This window comes from Citrobacter sp. RHBSTW-01044 (assembly GCF_013781945.1).
GTDB lineage: Bacteria > Pseudomonadota > Gammaproteobacteria > Enterobacterales > Enterobacteriaceae > Citrobacter > Citrobacter braakii.
Window position 1 is genome coordinate 3,459,374 of record NZ_CP056180.1, and the last position, 15,938, is coordinate 3,475,311.

Consider the following 15,938-nt stretch of genomic DNA (forward strand, 5'->3'; position numbering starts at 1 on the left):
TACGCAATGCGTAAGCAGTGGCTTGGTATCTGCATCGCAGCAGGAATGCTCGCGGCGTGTTCGAGTGATGATGGTCAGCAACAGGTTGCTGTCGCGCCGCAGCCTGCGGTGTGTAATGGTCCGATTGTTGAAATCAGCGGGGCCGATCCGCGCTTTGAACCCCTGAACCCAACGGCGAATCAGGACTACCAGCGTGATGGTAAAAGCTACAAAATCGTGCAGGATCCCTCCCGCTTTAGCCAGGCCGGACTTGCCGCTATCTATGATGCGGAACCAGGAAGCAACTTAACCGCGTCTGGCGAAGCGTTCGACCCGATGCAGCTGACCGCTGCGCATCCGACGCTGCCTGTCCCCAGCTATGCCAGAATTACCAATCTGGCGAACGGCAGGATGATCGTCGTGCGCATTAACGATCGCGGGCCTTATGGCAACGATCGCGTGATTTCACTTTCGCGCGCCGCAGCCGATCGTCTGAACACCTCCAACAACACTAAAGTGCGTATCGACCCAATCATCGTCGCCCAGGATGGTTCATTGTCCGGACCGGGTATGGCTTGTACCACGGTCGCGAAACAAACTTATGCCTTGCCTGCGCGTCCTGATTTAAGCGGTGGCGGCAATATGGGAAGCATGCCTTCGCCATCGGATGCAGGTCAGCCGCAAGGCGATATTCGTCCGATCAGCAATTCCACGCTGAAAAGCGATGACCCAACCGGTGCGCCAGTAAACAGCAGTGGATTCCTCGGTGCGCCAACCACGCTCGCATCAGGCGTGCTGGAAAGCAGCGAGCCGACTCCGGCACCGCAATCGACAACCACCGCACCGGTCACGTCAACCGCGCCGGCAGCAACCCCAGCAGCCGTCACAGCCCCTGCGCCTGCGGCAACTGCCAACGGACGCTATGTGGTTCAGGTTGGCGCAGTCAGCGAGCAGTCGCGCGCGCAGCAGTATCAAAAGCGTTTAAGCCAGCAGTTTGGCGTTCCTGGCCGGGTGGTACAAAACGGCGCAGTCTGGCGTATCCAGATGGGGCCGTTTGCCAGCAAAGCTGAAGCCTCCACATTGCAGCAGCGTCTTCAATCCGAGGCGCAATTACAGTCCTTCATCACCGGCGTGTAATAACGTAAATCAGGTATCTGAACTGTCAGTTTCTGTAAATGACATTAACAAAGTCACGCGGAAAGTCAGATGCCTGCCAGTTATGCATTTGCTATAGTAGGGCACTTTTTTTAATTTCATCACGGACGTCGTAGTTCAGACCATGAAGACCACTTTTTCCGCTCGTTTCGTGCAGCGTATGGCGCTCACCGCGGCTCTCTGCGCAGCCTCTCTCTCTGCTGCCCATGCCGATGACCTGAATATTAAAACCATGATCCCGGGTGTTCCGCAGATCGATGCGGAGTCGTATATCCTGATTGATTACAATTCAGGTAAAGTTCTGGCAGAACAGAACGCTGACACTCGCCGCGACCCCGCCAGCCTGACCAAAATGATGACCAGCTACGTCATCGGCCAGGCGATGAAAGCCGGGAAATTCAAAGAAACCGATCTGGTCACCGTCGGCAATGACGCATGGGCTACGGGCAACCCGGTCTTCAAAGGTTCATCGCTGATGTTCCTCAAGCCAGGCATGCAGGTTCCTGTTTCTCAGCTGATCCGTGGTATTAACCTGCAATCCGGAAACGACGCGTGCGTGGCGATGGCAGACTTCGCAGCCGGTAGCCAGGATGCTTTCGTCGGCCTGATGAACAGCTATGTGAATGCGCTGGGCCTGAAAAACACCCACTTCCAGACCGTTCATGGTCTCGATGCTGACGGTCAGTACAGCTCGGCTCGCGACATGGCGATGATTGGTCAGGCTCTGATTCGCGACGTGCCTAACGAATACTCTATCTATAAAGAAAAAGAGTTCACCTTTAACGGCATTCGTCAGTTAAACCGCAACGGCCTGCTGTGGGATAACAGCCTGAATGTCGACGGTATCAAAACCGGTCACACCGATAAGGCTGGCTATAACCTCGTTGCATCCGCAACCGAAGGCCAGATGCGTCTGATCTCCGCCGTTATGGGTGGTCGCACCTATAAAGGCCGAGAAACCGAAAGTAAAAAACTGCTGACCTGGGGCTTCCGTTTCTTCGAAACCGTGAACCCGTTGAAAGTGGGTAAAGAATTTGCCTCAGAACCCGCCTGGTTTGGTAACACCGATCGTGCGTCGTTAGGCGTTGATAAAGACGTCTACCTGACCATTCCGCGCGGCCGCATGAAAGACCTGAAAGCCAGCTATGTGTTGAACACCACTGAACTGCACGCCCCGCTGCAGAAAAACCAGGTTGTCGGCACTATCAACTTCCAGTTGGATGGCAAAACCATTGAACAGCGCCCGCTGGTGGTGCTGCAGGAAATCCCTGAAGGCAACTTCTTTGGGAAAATCATTGATTACATTAAATTAATGTTCCATCACTGGTTTGGCTAAAAATCGAACACTTGAAAGTGTGATTTACGTCCCCATATACTAGGTATCCAGATAACTCCCACGCGCAGTGGGAGTTATTATTTTTTGATGTAACGCCGGAGCTGACATGAAAACCAAACTTAACGAACTGCTTGAATTCCCTACTCCATTTACTTACAAAGTAATGGGGCAGGCGTTGCCTGAGCTGGTTGATCAGGTGGTTGAAGTGGTACAGCGCCATGCGCCAGGTGATTACTCTCCGACGGTAAAACCGAGCAGCAAAGGCAACTACCACTCGGTCTCAATCACCATCACTGCTACACACATTGAGCAGGTTGAAACGCTGTACGAAGAATTAGGCAATATCGATATCGTACGCATGGTGCTGTAAAAACCTGTCGGTTACCCGCTGCATCCCCGCTCGGGTAACCCCTCCCCCCTGTGATATACTTTTCCCCTCTTTAACATTCTCTACGGAGATGCCGTTTTGTATCAGGATAAAATTCTGGTCCGCCAGCTCGGTCTTCAACCTTACGAGCCAGTCTCTCTGGCCATGCATGAATTTACCGATACCCGTGATGAAAACAGTCATGATGAAATCTGGCTGGTAGAGCATTATCCTGTCTTCACCCAGGGTCAGGCAGGTAAAGCTGAGCACGTATTGATGCCGGGAGATATTCCGGTGATCCAGAGCGATCGTGGCGGTCAGGTAACCTACCACGGGCCAGGCCAACAGGTCATGTATGTGCTGTTGAACCTGAAGCGTCGTAAACTTGGCGTTCGCGAACTGGTTACGCTGCTGGAGCAAACCGTCGTGAATACCCTTGCCGAAATCGGCATTGACGCCCACCCGCGAGCCGATGCGCCTGGCGTATACGTGGGTGAGAAGAAAATCTGCTCTTTGGGATTACGTATCCGTAAAGGATGTTCATTTCACGGCTTAGCGCTCAACGTGGATATGGACTTGTCGCCTTTCCTGCGTATCAATCCTTGCGGTTATGCCGGGATGGAGATGGCGAAAGTATCGCAGTGGGATAGCACAGCCACGACCGAGAGCATTCGCCCCCGCCTGCTGGCCAACATCTTCGCGCTGTTGGGTAACCCACCGCACGAGTACATTGCGGGCTGAAAATACGGTCATACTTTGCCACGGCATATGTTGTGGCAAATGGCACAAAACAACAACTATTTTACATTTTGCCAGCCTGTCAGGCTGCTTTCTGGCCCGTTTCAATGATATACTGCGTATCACTAATTCAAAAATAGTTGATAAATGCAACATTCCCTTGAATTGAAACGCTTTCCTTCGTAATTCGCAACTGGAACACGCAAGCTATGAGTAAACCCATTGTGATGGAACGCGGTGTTAAATACCGCGATGCCGATAAGATGGCTCTTATCCCGGTAAAAAATGTGGCAACAGAGCGTGAAGCCCTGCTGCGTAAACCGGAATGGATGAAAATAAAACTGCCAGCGGACTCCACTCGCATCCAGGGCATCAAAGCGGCAATGCGCAAAAATGGCCTGCACTCTGTCTGCGAAGAAGCTTCCTGCCCTAACCTGGCTGAATGTTTCAATCACGGAACAGCAACCTTTATGATCCTCGGCGCAATCTGTACTCGCCGTTGCCCATTCTGTGACGTTGCCCATGGCCGTCCGGTTGCTCCTGACGCCAACGAGCCGTTAAAACTGGCTCAGACGATTGCGGACATGGCGCTGCGCTATGTCGTGATTACCTCCGTTGACCGCGACGATCTGCGTGACGGCGGCGCTCAGCACTTTGCTGACTGCATCACCGCGATTCGTGAGAAAAGTCCGTCGATTAAAATCGAAACGCTGGTGCCTGACTTCCGTGGTCGTATGGATCGCGCGCTGGATATCCTCACAGCCACACCGCCGGACGTGTTTAACCACAACCTCGAAAACGTACCGCGTATTTATCGTAATGTACGCCCTGGGGCTGACTACAACTGGTCGCTGAAGCTTCTGGAACGCTTTAAGGAAGCGCACCCGGAGATTCCGACCAAATCGGGTCTGATGGTGGGTCTGGGTGAAACTAATGCTGAAATCATTGAGGTCATGCGCGACCTGCGCAGCCATGGCGTGACCATGCTGACGCTGGGGCAGTATTTACAGCCAAGCCGCCATCACCTCCCGGTTCAACGCTATGTAAGCCCGGATGAGTTCGATGAGATGAAAGCAGAAGCCATGGCTATGGGCTTTACCCACGCTGCTTGCGGTCCATTCGTGCGCTCTTCATACCATGCTGACATGCAGGCCAAAGGGCTGGAAGTGAAGTAATCGTGTAATACTCACTTACATATCAGCAATAAAAAACCGGCAAATCGCCGGTTTTTTTTCATGCAGAGTTTGCAGTATTACTCTTTATGAGAAAGCTTCTCAGCCTGAACGCTACCATCAGCCTCTTTCTTGGCATCGGCATTATCGTCGTTCATTGCTTTCTTGAAGCCCTTGATTGCCGTCCCCAGGTCTCCACCCAGAGTACGTAACTTCTTGGTACCAAACAGCAGAACAACCAGTGCGGCAACCACCAGCAGTTTGGTAATACTAATCTCACCCATAGATACCTTCTTGACTTAAACCAGGCTACATAAAGCGCCATATTAACCTGAGAATATTAACGGCCTTTCGACGCGCGCACACAATAGCAATCTGTAACAAGGTGAATCAAGCCTTGTTTAAAAAAACGTCATAATAATTGCGGTGGCGCAAAGCGTCGGTTACTTAACACCGGAAGTTGTGCCCTGACCTGCCTCACCCGCTCGGCGGAAACCTCGGCCATAATGAGCGCGGGCGTTTCAGCCGCCGCCGCAATAGTCACGCCAAAGGGATCGATGACCCGGCTTTGGCCGATATTCTTGTTACCGCATTCTCCAGCCGCAACCAGATAACACGTGGCATCCAGCGCTCTTGCCGCCAAAAGCGTGGCCCAATGATGCTCTTTTAACGATCCCCGCACCCAAGCCGCAGGTAAAACGAGAATCTCAGCCCCCTGCAACGCGTGCGCCAGCGCCAGCTCAGGGAAGCGCAGGTCATAGCAGGTCATTAGCCCTACTTTTAATCCGCCTACGTCCAGCAGCGGCGCTATGGCGTCCCCTGCATCGACATTACGTGACTCCTGAATCGAAAAGGCGTCATAGAGATGTAATTTAGCGTAATGGGCCACTACCCGACCAGCCCGTAGCGCCACCAGCATGTTAAATGCCCGGCCTGGCACAGAGGGAACATGAATCGTCAGGATTGTCGTCATCTCATTTTGTGCGCTTTCTCGCAACAAACGCGTCAGAAACCCACCTTCCAAAAGCTGAGCTGATTTCACTGACAGGTCAGGGTCTAAATCGTCACGCGCCAGCAATGCCTCCGGTAATACCAGTAGCGACGCCCCCTCTCCTGCAGCCTGAGACATCAGTAAGGCGCAGGTTTCTGCATTTTTTTCCCATGAAGGTCCCACGGCAAATTGCCCTGCTGCAACGAACATATTCCCTCCAGAAAACTTTGTTAAGCTCGCCAACAACAATTATTCAGCGTTACACTCACCCTCTATACAATCAAATAGCAGGATTACGCAGTGTTACAACTCCTTTTAGCGGTTTTTATCGGTGGTGGCACAGGTAGCGTAGCAAGATGGATGTTGAGTATGCGGTTTAACCCGCTGCATCAGGCCATTCCATTCGGTACGCTGGCTGCAAACTTACTTGGCGCATTTATCATTGGTATGGGTCTGGCATGGTTTAATCGCATGACAAATATTGACCCAATGTGGAAGGTGCTGATTACTACTGGCTTTTGCGGGGGACTGACAACGTTTTCCACTTTCTCTGCTGAGGTAGTGTTTTTACTGCAGGAAGGACGCTTTGGTTGGGCTATGGTGAATGTACTGGTTAATCTGTTGGGATCATTCGCGATGACCGCCCTGGCATTCTGGTTGGTATCTGCCTCTCCCGCACATTGAAGCGAAAAAAACCCGCAATTAAGCGGGTTTTGAATGCTTGCTGTCGTATGCTTACAGAGCGATTACGTTTGCAGCAGAAGGGCCTTTGGCACCGTTAGTGATTTCGAACTCTACACGCTGACCTTCAGCCAGAGTTTTAAAACCATTGGTCTGGATTGCAGAGAAGTGTACGAACACATCTTTGCTGCCATCTTCCGGAGTAATGAAACCGAATCCTTTGGACTCATTAAACCACTTAACGTTACCTTTAATCTTAGACATCAAAATTACCTTTACATGAAAAATAGACACAAATGCTGTGTCGGGTATCAGTACAACAATTGTGGTGCACTTTGTCCAGTCGAACTTTATCAAAAAGTGATAAATGTCGCGTTATTTTTCAGTTAAACTTCCTATCACTATGTTTTTAAAAGACTTTCCAATAAACCACCTGACAATACAGGTAGTTCATCAAAACTGGAACCGCATCCACGCAAAGTAGACGTTGCCGTTGTTATACGTTCCAGGAATGTAGGTCATCTGAAACGTTGCCGGACCATAACCAATTGATGCCAGCGGTAACAGCACCGGTACCGGAATGTAGTTCCAGTTATCACGCGCGGTGAAACCGGCGGTAAAGCCGAGACCTGTATGGAAGTTTTCATCAGCCAGCGGTCGCCAGGTTTTTTCCCAGCCATAGCCGCCAATGGGTTCCCATTTATTGTAGGAATCCTTAAACGCCATGATATAAAGTCCGTGCCAGTTACCTTTATCATCCCAACGGGATTGACCAAATCCTGCACCCCACGGCCGTTCATTGTAGCGATCCGTTTTTTCTTTATCGTAGGCAAAACGCGCATGCCAGGTAATAGCAGGTACATACAGATCATAATGTTCCGGCTGCTGCCAGGTTTCACTGACATTATCTTTAAAAGTAGCAAACCAGCCTTTATCTTCAGCAGCAGCCTGGGAAGTGAAAGCTAACTGAATAAAAATAAATGAAAAAATGAGAAAATATCGTTTAGCGAAAATCACAACTTAATTACCATCCTGGGATTTATTATTAATTTTAGCAAACCCAACCTTAATGTCAGCTTAACAAAAATGCGCAAATAAAAAATCAGAATATTCCTCAGCCTATAACCTATCCCTTTATTTACTGAGCCATTTCATAGGAACTATTTTCTCTTTATTGCCAATAAATTGTGCTTTCCTGCGGCGAGAGTTAAATAACTTCACAATAAATTAACAACAAAGCATCAATATCACCACAAAACACACACACCAACGCTGCGCTTCACAGTTTTTTATTGTGATATTCTTTTTTTAATCGCGATGCTGAAAAAACGGCTTAGCCATCGCTTGAATCCGTATTTTTATTGATTTCAATCAGCAAGAGTTATCGGTTTATTAGGCACATTCTGTCACCACTTTTTACTTTTTTTAGTTTTTTAACTTTCTGGGCAGCAATGCGACAGGGGAAACAATGTTGACATTTATTGAACTCCTTATTGGGGTTGTGGTTATTGTGGGTGTAGCGCGCTACATCATTAAAGGTTATTCCGCGACAGGCGTACTGTTTGTCGGCGGTCTGGTTTTGCTGATTATCAGTGCGTTGATGGGCCATAAAGTTTTGCCGTCTAGCGCAGCAACAACGGGCTATACGGCAACAGACATTGTTGAATATATTAAAATTTTGCTGATGAGCCGTGGCGGCGATCTCGGCATGATGATTATGATGCTGTGTGGTTTTGCCGCCTACATGACGCATATTGGCGCGAATGATATGGTGGTTAAGCTGGCCTCTAAGCCGCTGCAGTATATTAATTCACCTTATCTGCTTATGATTGCCGCCTATTTTGTCGCCTGCCTGATGTCCCTGGCGGTCTCTTCAGCAACCGGTCTGGGCGTATTGCTGATGGCGACATTGTTCCCGGTCATGGTTAACGTTGGGATTAGCCGTGGCGCCGCAGCGGCCATTTGCGCCTCCCCAGCCGCTATTATTCTTTCGCCAACATCCGGTGATGTAGTGCTGGCTGCAAAAGCCGCGGAAATGCCGCTGATCGATTTCGCGTTTAAAACCACGCTGCCAATTTCCATTGCCGCCATCATTGCTATGGCGATTGCCCACTTTTTCTGGCAGCGTTATCTGGATAAAAAAGAGAACATTTCTCATGAAATGTTAGATGTGGCTGAAATTACCACTACCGCCCCGTCGTTTTACGCCATCTTGCCATTTACCCCGATCGTTGGCGTCCTGATTTTCGATGGAAAATGGGGCCCACAGCTGCATATCATTACGATTCTGGTGCTGTGCATGCTCATCGCTGCTGTACTGGAGTTCGTACGAGGATTCAACACCCAGAAGGTTTTCTCGGGTCTGGAAGTCGCCTACCGTGGTATGGCGGATGCCTTTGCTAACGTGGTGATGCTGTTAGTCGCGGCGGGCGTTTTTGCCCAGGGTCTGAGCACAATCGGCTTTATTCAGAGTCTGATTTCTATCGCCACCTCGTTTGGTTCCGCGAGCATTATTCTGATGCTGGTACTGGTGATCCTGACTATGCTGGCGGCAATGACCACGGGGTCCGGTAACGCACCGTTCTATGCCTTCGTTGAGATGATCCCAAAACTGGCGCACTCTTCTGGCATTAACCCGGCTTACCTTGCTATCCCGATGCTGCAGGCATCAAACCTTGGACGCACAATCTCTCCGGTCTCCGGTGTGGTTGTCGCTGTCGCAGGGATGGCAAAGATCTCTCCGTTCGAAGTAGTGAAACGTACCTCGGTTCCGGTTCTGGTTGGACTGCTGGTTGTGATTATCGCAACTGAAGTGATGGTGCCGGCGACGTCCGCCCTGATTGGCGGTTAACGATAACTGTCAGTATCGGACCTTGATACGCAAAATCATTTAAGCTGCATCAAGGTGGCAAGTGAAGACATCCCCAGTACCATAGATAATTATGTGACTGGGGTTTCTTCACGCAGCCCACAAAGAGGCAGCTTCAAGGATGACGTGAATTAGCCGCCGTGATAAATACGCTGCGGCCTCCCCACCTTACCGTGAATAATCTCCGCAATAATCAAATGACGGCTGGCACAGTACTCCAGGTAGCGCCTGGAGGTGGTACGGCTGATAGTGAGCGCCTGAGCGATCGTTTCCGCAGTATGATGTACCGTCGGATCGGCAAATAATTTCAACACCGCATTCAGCGTTAACGCATCAATTCCGGTCGGCAAATCGCCTTTCGGTTCGCCGCGCGCATAAGCATTAAACATTTCATCAATCTGCTTTTGACTGGCGCTGTCATTACCGGCCAACATGCGTCTGCGCTGTTGATAACGCGTCAGCGTCTGCCCCAGGCGCTCGTAGGCAATGGGTTTGACCAGATAATCAAACGCGCCGCTGCGCACGGCCTCGGAGACCGTTTCCATGTCGCTGGCCGCCGTGGTAAACACCACGCCGCCCGGATAACGCGTCTGGGTTAGCTCATGCAACAACGTAATTCCCTTGCCGTCCGGCAAGTAGTTATCGAGCAGAATCAAACCGGGCTTAAAACGCTCAATCATCATCCTCGCTTGCGCAAGATTACCCGCCAGCCAAATCTGGCTGAAGCCGGGTATATGGCGGATATATTCAGCATGCATTTCCGCCAGTAGCGTTTCATCCTCAACGATCAATAGCGTTAATGGTTCCGTCATTATTTTTTTTCACTTTCGGAAGAAATAAAGAAAATAAGGTGCCGCAGGGGGAGTTATCTTCGAGTGTAATCACCCCGTTACAGCGCCTCACATAACTTGCAATCAGATACAAACCGATGCCATGTTCACCTGGTTCATCGGTACGGGTGCTCACACCCTGTTCAAATATTTTTTCACGCAATGCTTCCGGTACACCGCATCCCTGATCGGCAACTTCGATGATCACGTCATCCCCTTCATCGCTCAAATAGAGTTCGACGATCTTGTTGCCTTGCTGGGTGCGCAAGCTCGCTTCAAATGCATTATCAAGCAGATTGCCAACAATTGCTGCAAACTCTGTGCTATCCAGCCCCTCAGGGAGTTGATGCAGTTGACTGCCAGGAACGATAGTCATAGTGAGGCCCAGTTCACGTGCACGCTGCACCTTGCCAAACAACAGACCGGCTACCTGACGATCGGCAAACGCGCCACGCAGGCTGTCAATCAGTTGCTGTTGCGCCTGCGACTCCCCCTGCACCATTGCCAGCACCCGGTCATACTCTTTCATTTGCAGCAGGCCATTAATGGTCGACATCCAGTTAAGGTGTTCATGACGCAGCGTTCTCAGGCTCTCTACATACTGTTTGATCTGCGTTAATTGCGCATTAAGAGTAGCAATTTCATCTTTACTACGAAAACTGATGATTGCCCCAAGCAGTTCATCGCCGGAGCGAATCGCCTCACGGTTAGCGATAACGCTCAGGCCATTAAAGTTCACCATCGCGTCCTGTCGTTTTTCCGCAATCTGCTGGGTGAAAAAGTCAGTCGGCTGAACCACCTCACTAACCGGTTTTCCAAGCCACTTTCGCCCTGGCGAAGACAGCCCCAGCATTTTCCTCGCGCTGCGGTTTATTGCGGTGATATACCCATCAGGGTCCACGGCGATCAAACCTTCATATACCGAGCTGAATAGCGCTTCCTGCTGACGCACTACCCGCGCGATTTGCTTAGGCTCCATCCCCAACATCTGCCGGCGAATATGGGCGGCAAATAACCAGGAGAGCAGCATAAGTACCAGCAACAGCAGGATAAACACCCCTGCCATTGGGAGTAAAAAGTCCGATCGCCAGCTATCGATTTTACTGATCAGATAGCCAATTGAGACCACGCCAATGATTTTGCCATCGTCATCAAAGATGGGCGTTTTGGCGCGCATCGCCATCCCAATCGACCCTTTGCCGGTAATAAAGTAACTCTCCCCTCTTTCCAGCGCGCCGGGTTTGGTGAACTGCATCGGGTAGCCAATTTTTTCCGGATTTGGGTGGTAAAGGCGGACAGAGTTGGTATCCCCGATAACCACATAGTCGAAGTCAGTCCCGCTCTGCAGTTTGTCGGCAATGGTCGCCAGACGCTTGTAATCACGATGCTTCACCGCCGCGATGATACTGTCGTTAGAGGCGATGATTTTGGCCTGGTTCATCGCCATATCGCGGACATGCGTTGCCAGATAATCTTCAAAACTGGCGGTAAAGTATTGTGCTAACGCGGCGATAATAAAAACAGAAACGACCAAAATAAGCAGAAAGATACGCAATGGAAACGCCAGACTGCGAAAAAAAGGAAACCGTGTTTTATTTTTCTGCTCTGCCATATTTCTTCCTCAGCGACGATACCTGAAACTTATTTCTCATTGTAGTTGTAATAAAAATGTTTTATTTGCAAGTCGCGGTATAAAACAGGATCGTTGCAGATTCCCCACCTTAAATCAATTAAACAAATTAAAACCACACGCTATTTCGGAGTTAAATTAATTAAAAAACTTAAAACCATAAAACACATTAAAACCTTCTAACTTATTGTGAAATAAATCAAAAATTACCTCCAAAATACTCCTTACGATGTATGCAGCAGGGAAAAAAAGAAATACTCCGTAATAAAAAAACATTCCCTTCAATTGCAAACAAAAAGTTATCAGGTTGCTAAACAGAGCAACAAAAACAGAAACCCAGTAACAAATATAGCATCGGGGCTCTATTCACTATGTTCGGTAATAATATATTCACGCAAGTTAAACGCTCAGAAAATAAAAAGATGGCGGCTATCGCGCAATTTCTGAAAGAGAATGATTTGAGCGTTGATACAACTGTCGAAGTATTTATCACCGTCACCCGTGATGACCGCCTGATTGCCTGCGGCGGCATTGCCGGCAATATCATAAAGTGCGTCGCCATCTGCGAATCCGTAAGGGGTGAAGGCTTAGCGCTGACGCTGGCGACCGAGTTAATCAACCTCGCCTATGAGCGCCACTGTACGCACCTCTTCATCTATACCAAAACCGAGTACGAGTCGCTGTTTAAGCAGTGCGGCTTTTCTACGCTAACCAGCGTTCCCGGCATTATGGTGCTGATGGAAAACAGCACCACACGTCTGAAACGCTACGCTGAATCACTGGCGAAACAGCGCCATGAAGGGAAAAAAATTGGTTGTATCGTCATGAACGCCAACCCCTTCACCAACGGACATCGTTTTCTGATCCAACAAGCAGCCGCGCAATGTGACTGGCTGCATCTGTTTTTGGTGAAAGAAGATACCTCGCGTTTTCCGTATGAAGACCGACTGGATCTGGTGCTTAAAGGGACAAAAGACATTCCACGTTTAACCGTTCATCGCGGTTCGGAATACATCATTTCCCGCGCCACATTCCCGTGCTACTTCATCAAAGAGCAGAGCGTTATTAACCACTGCTATACCGAAATAGACCTGAAAATCTTCCGCCAGTATCTGGCCCCGGCTCTCGGCGTCACGCACCGCTTCGTCGGTACCGAGCCGTATTGCACCGTCACCTCCCAGTACAACAACGATATGCGCTACTGGCTGGAGACCCCAACGCTTCCCGCCCCACCGATTGAACTGGTGGAAATTGAGCGGCTGTGCTTCCAGGAGATGCCGATTTCTGCCTCCTGGGTGCGCAAGCTGCTGGTTAAAAAAGATCTCACGGCTATCGCATCCCTGGTCCCTGACGCCACGCTGCACTATCTGCAAAGCATGGTTGAGCGGGCCTCATCGGGTGCGGCAGTCCGCCAAAATACCCCCGCATTAGCAACAGGTGAAAAATGAAAATAAACCAGGCAGCCGTCGCAGGCACACTCGAGTCCGGTGATGTGATGATTCGCATCGCCCCACTCGATTCGCAGGATATTGACCTGCAGGTTAACAGTAGCGTCGAAAAGCAGTTCGGTGATGCCATCCGGGCCACCATTCTGGACGTTCTGTCCCGCTACAACGTACGCGGCGTGCAATTAAATGTTGATGATAAAGGCGCACTGGACTGCATTTTACGTGCGCGACTGGAAGCACTACTGGCCCGCGCTGGCGGTATTCCTGCACTGCCATGGGAGGATTGCCAGTGATTAGTGAATCTTTGCAGCAACGTAAAACCCGTACCCGCCGCAGCATGCTGTTCGTACCGGGCGCCAATGCCGCCATGGTCAGCAACTCGTTCATCTATCCGGCAGATGCGCTGATGTTCGACCTGGAAGACTCCGTCGCGCTGCGCGAGAAAGATACAGCTCGCCGTATGGTGTACCACGCGCTGCAGCATCCGCTGTATCACGACGTTGAAACTATCGTGCGCGTAAACGCCCTCGACTCCGAATGGGGCATTAACGATCTCGAAGCCGTGGTACGCGGCGGCGCTGACATCGTGCGTTTACCGAAGACCGATACCGCGCAGGACGTCATCGACATCGAAAGCGAAATCCTGCGTATCGAGAAAGCCTGTGGCCGTGAGCCCGGCAGTACCGGTCTGTTAGCTGCCATCGAATCGCCGTTAGGCATTACCCGTGCGGTAGAAATTGCCCACGCTTCCGAGCGCCTGATCGGTATTGCACTGGGTGCGGAAGATTATGTGCGTAACCTGCGCACTGAGCGCTCTGCGGAAGGGACTGAACTGCTGTTTGCCCGCTGCTCTATTTTGCAGGCGGCACGCTCTGCCGGCATTCAGGCGTTCGACACCGTTTATTCCGATGCCAACAACGAAGCGGGTTTCCTGCATGAAGCCGCACACATCAAGCAACTGGGTTTTGACGGTAAGTCGCTCATCAACCCGCGCCAGATCGAGCTCCTGCACAACCTGTACGCGCCGACACGCAAAGAGCTGGCTCACGCGCGCCTGGTCGTGGAAGCCGCTGAAGCCGCCGCTCGCGAAGGCCGTGGCGTAGTTTCCCTGAACGGCAAAATGGTCGACAGCCCGGTTATCGAGCGCGCCCTTCTGGTTATCTCCCGTGCAGAACTTTCCGGCATTCGCGAAGAATAAGGCAAAAAAATGACGCAGAAAATCGAACAGTCTCAACGCCAGGATCGCGTGGCGACCTGGAGCCGTCATGCAGAAAGTGAGCTTTCCGCTTATCAGAGCACCGCAAAAGTAGAATTACAGGCGCAAAAACCGCGCGACAAGAAGCTGTGCGCTAACCTGGAAAACGCCATTCGTCGTTCAGGTTTACAGGATGGCATGACTATCTCTTTCCACCACGCTTTTCGCGGTGGCGATCTGACGATTAACCTGGTGATGGACGCCATCGCCAGAATGGGCTTTAAAAATCTGACGCTGGCCTCCAGCTCCCTGAGCGACTGCCATGCTCCGCTGGTTGAGCACATCCGTCAGGGCGTAGTCAGCCGTATTTACACCTCCGGGCTGCGTGGTCCGCTGGCGGAAGAGATCTCCCGTGGCCTGCTGGCCGAGCCTGTGCAGGTCCACTCCCATGGCGGCCGTGTACACCTGGTGCAAAGTGGCGAACTCAGTATTGATGTGGCGTTCCTCGGCGTACCGTCCTGCGACCAGTTTGGTAACGCTAACGGCTATACCGGTAAAGCGTGCTGTGGTTCACTGGGCTATGCCCGCGTCGATGCCGAAAATGCAAAACAGGTTGTCCTGCTGACTGAACAGCTGCTGACCTATCCGCATAACCCGGCCAGCATTACGCAGGATCAGGTGGATCTGATTGTACAGATCGATCAGGTCGGCGATGCGGACAAAATCGGTGCTGATGCGACACGCATGACCACCAACCCGCGTGAACTGTTAATCGCCCGTAGCGCGGCAGACGTCATTGCTAACTCCGGTTACTTCAATGAAGGCTTCTCACTGCAGACAGGAACCGGCGGCGCTTCTCTGGCCGTTACTCGTTTCCTGGAAGACAAGATGCGCAGCCGCGATATCCGTGCTGACTTCGCGCTGGGCGGCATCACCGCTACCATCGTTGACCTGCACGAAAAAGGCCTGATTCGCAAACTGCTGGACGTACAGAGCTTTGACCGTAACGCGGCTGAGTCGCTGGCCCGCAATCCAAACCACATTGAGATCAGTGCCAACCAGTATGCCAACTGGGGCTCAAAAGGCGCCTCCGTCGATCGTCTGGACGTCGTGGTACTGAGCGCGCTGGAAGTTGATACCAGCTTCAACGTTAACGTACTGACCGGTTCTGACGGCGTACTGCGCGGCGCATCCGGCGGTCACTGCGATACTGCGGTTGCCGCTGCGCTTTCCATCATTGTCGCTCCGCTGGTTCGCGGACGCATCCCGACGCTGGTTGATAACGTCCTGACCTGCGTAACCCCAGGCTCCAGCGTAGACATCCTGGTCACTGACCACGGTATCGCCGTTAACCCTGCGCGTCCGGAACTGGCTGAACGTCTGAAAGAAGCCGGTATGAAAGTGGTGTCCATTGAATGGCTGCGCGAACGTGCACAGCAGCTCACCGGTCAGCCACGCGCTATTGAATTCACCGACCGCGTGATTGCCGTTGTGCGTTACCGCGATGGCTCGGTGATTGACGTTGTGCATCAGGTGAAGGAATAAGC

The 15,938-nt window shown here is 51.3% G+C and carries 17 protein-coding genes; 11 read left to right on the top strand and 6 right to left on the bottom strand.

Going from position 1 to position 15,938, the window contains the following annotated elements:
- The first annotated feature begins 6 nt into the window (after positions 1-6).
- The 5 genes from rlpA (at position 7) to lipA (ending at position 4,750) form a co-directional block, all read left to right on the top strand.
- Positions 7-1,116: an endolytic peptidoglycan transglycosylase RlpA gene (gene rlpA, locus HV352_RS16885; RefSeq protein ID WP_016155966.1), complete on the top strand. Its 1,110-nt coding sequence runs from the start codon at positions 7-9 to the stop codon at positions 1,114-1,116.
- A 142-nt stretch (positions 1,117-1,258) separates the two neighbouring features.
- A complete protein-coding gene (gene dacA / locus HV352_RS16890; RefSeq protein ID WP_003022711.1) occupies positions 1,259-2,470 on the top strand; it encodes a D-alanyl-D-alanine carboxypeptidase DacA in 1,212 nt (403 codons plus the stop codon).
- Positions 2,471-2,576: 106 nt separating this feature from the next.
- Entirely contained in the window at positions 2,577-2,840 is a 264-nt protein-coding gene (gene ybeD, locus HV352_RS16895) for a DUF493 family protein YbeD (protein WP_003022706.1), read from the top strand.
- A 96-nt stretch (positions 2,841-2,936) separates the two neighbouring features.
- Positions 2,937-3,578 (top strand): lipoyl(octanoyl) transferase LipB, encoded by a 642-nt coding sequence (lipB, locus tag HV352_RS16900; protein WP_016155965.1) that lies wholly within the window; start codon positions 2,937-2,939, stop codon positions 3,576-3,578.
- A gap of 206 nt (positions 3,579-3,784) precedes the next feature.
- Positions 3,785-4,750, top strand: a complete 966-nt coding sequence (lipA, locus tag HV352_RS16905; protein WP_003022702.1) for a lipoyl synthase — start codon at positions 3,785-3,787, stop codon at positions 4,748-4,750.
- A 77-nt stretch (positions 4,751-4,827) separates the two neighbouring features.
- Here lipA and tatE read toward each other — a convergent pair whose 3' ends face one another.
- Both tatE and HV352_RS16915 read right to left on the bottom strand, forming a co-directional pair.
- Entirely contained in the window at positions 4,828-5,031 is a 204-nt protein-coding gene (tatE, locus tag HV352_RS16910) for a twin-arginine translocase subunit TatE (RefSeq protein ID WP_016152230.1), read from the bottom strand.
- A 128-nt stretch (positions 5,032-5,159) separates the two neighbouring features.
- Positions 5,160-5,948: a deaminated glutathione amidase gene (locus HV352_RS16915; RefSeq protein ID WP_019076256.1), complete on the bottom strand. Its 789-nt coding sequence runs from the start codon at positions 5,946-5,948 to the stop codon at positions 5,160-5,162.
- Between the two features lie 90 nt (positions 5,949-6,038).
- Between HV352_RS16915 and crcB the strand changes: the two genes are divergently transcribed.
- Positions 6,039-6,422 (top strand): fluoride efflux transporter CrcB, encoded by a 384-nt coding sequence (crcB, locus tag HV352_RS16920; protein WP_003831281.1) that lies wholly within the window; start codon positions 6,039-6,041, stop codon positions 6,420-6,422.
- Positions 6,423-6,473: 51 nt separating this feature from the next.
- On the opposite strand, the gene cspE is transcribed toward crcB, so the two are convergent.
- Complete coding sequence (gene cspE, locus HV352_RS16925) at positions 6,474-6,683, bottom strand: transcription antiterminator/RNA stability regulator CspE (protein WP_000034825.1); 210 nt, start codon at positions 6,681-6,683, stop codon at positions 6,474-6,476.
- A gap of 189 nt (positions 6,684-6,872) precedes the next feature.
- Complete coding sequence (pagP, locus tag HV352_RS16930) at positions 6,873-7,436, bottom strand: lipid IV(A) palmitoyltransferase PagP (RefSeq protein WP_016155963.1); 564 nt, start codon at positions 7,434-7,436, stop codon at positions 6,873-6,875.
- 451 nt (positions 7,437-7,887) lie between these two features.
- On the opposite strand from pagP, the gene dcuC reads away from it, so the two are divergent.
- Positions 7,888-9,270 (top strand): anaerobic C4-dicarboxylate transporter DcuC, encoded by a 1,383-nt coding sequence (gene dcuC, locus HV352_RS16935; RefSeq protein ID WP_016152227.1) that lies wholly within the window; start codon positions 7,888-7,890, stop codon positions 9,268-9,270.
- 149 nt (positions 9,271-9,419) lie between these two features.
- Here the strand turns inward: dcuC and dpiA are convergent, their stop codons facing one another.
- Together dpiA and dpiB are read right to left on the bottom strand one after the other, a co-directional pair.
- Complete coding sequence (dpiA, locus tag HV352_RS16940; protein ID WP_016152226.1) at positions 9,420-10,100, bottom strand: two-component response regulator DpiA; 681 nt, start codon at positions 10,098-10,100, stop codon at positions 9,420-9,422.
- Complete coding sequence (gene dpiB / locus HV352_RS16945) at positions 10,069-11,730, bottom strand: sensor histidine kinase DpiB (RefSeq protein WP_046274583.1); 1,662 nt, start codon at positions 11,728-11,730, stop codon at positions 10,069-10,071. Before dpiB ends, dpiA begins: the two co-directional genes overlap by 32 nt.
- A gap of 389 nt (positions 11,731-12,119) precedes the next feature.
- Between dpiB and citC the strand changes: the two genes are divergently transcribed.
- The 4 genes from citC to citF are packed head-to-tail and all read left to right on the top strand — an operon-like array spanning position 12,120 to position 15,936.
- On the top strand, positions 12,120-13,196 hold the full coding sequence (gene citC, locus HV352_RS16950) for a [citrate (pro-3S)-lyase] ligase (RefSeq protein WP_016152224.1): 1,077 nt from the start codon (positions 12,120-12,122) through the stop codon (positions 13,194-13,196).
- Complete coding sequence (gene citD, locus HV352_RS16955; protein ID WP_003831276.1) at positions 13,193-13,489, top strand: citrate lyase acyl carrier protein; 297 nt, start codon at positions 13,193-13,195, stop codon at positions 13,487-13,489. The genes citC and citD overlap by 4 nt, the downstream gene beginning before the upstream one ends.
- Positions 13,486-14,394 carry an aldolase/citrate lyase family protein gene (locus HV352_RS16960; protein ID WP_019076252.1) on the top strand — a complete coding sequence of 303 codons (909 nt, stop codon included), beginning with the start codon at positions 13,486-13,488 and terminating at the stop codon, positions 14,392-14,394. Before citD ends, HV352_RS16960 begins: the two co-directional genes overlap by 4 nt.
- Positions 14,395-14,403: 9 nt before the next feature.
- Positions 14,404-15,936, top strand: a complete 1,533-nt coding sequence (gene citF / locus HV352_RS16965) for a citrate lyase subunit alpha (RefSeq protein ID WP_155574051.1) — start codon at positions 14,404-14,406, stop codon at positions 15,934-15,936.
- Positions 15,937-15,938: the final 2 nt, after the last annotated feature.